General features: G+C 68.0%; 1 pseudogene. It reads right to left on the minus strand.

Going from position 1 to position 322, the window contains the following annotated elements:
* A pseudogene (locus PUR56_RS29475) lies at nucleotides 1-322 on the minus strand (ABC transporter permease); the annotation flags it as partial.

A 322-nucleotide genomic window follows, 5' to 3' on the forward strand; every position in this document is an offset into this window, starting at 1 on the left:
CGAGGCCTTCGCTGCCGGAGACGGGTTGGCCGGAGCCGGTGCGGGCGGTGAGGAGGATGCCGGCGAGGGCGGCGACGGTGCCGATGAGGGCGTAGACGCCGAGGAGGTAGATGTAGATGTAGATGACGACGAGGCCGACGCCGGAGTCGTAGCCGACGAAGGAGTCGAGGAAGCGGCCGATGTCGTTGTTTTTGAGGCGGATGTGGACGGCGACGGCGGTGAGGCTGAGGCTCCAGACCATGACGGGGAGGCCGGCGATCTTGCCGCGGCCGAGGAAGACGAAGATGTCGTCGTTGAGGACGTAGCCCTGGGCGCGGCCGTC

Source organism: Streptomyces sp. BE303 (genome assembly GCF_036290945.1).
Taxonomy (GTDB): Bacteria; Actinomycetota; Actinomycetes; order Streptomycetales; family Streptomycetaceae; genus Kitasatospora.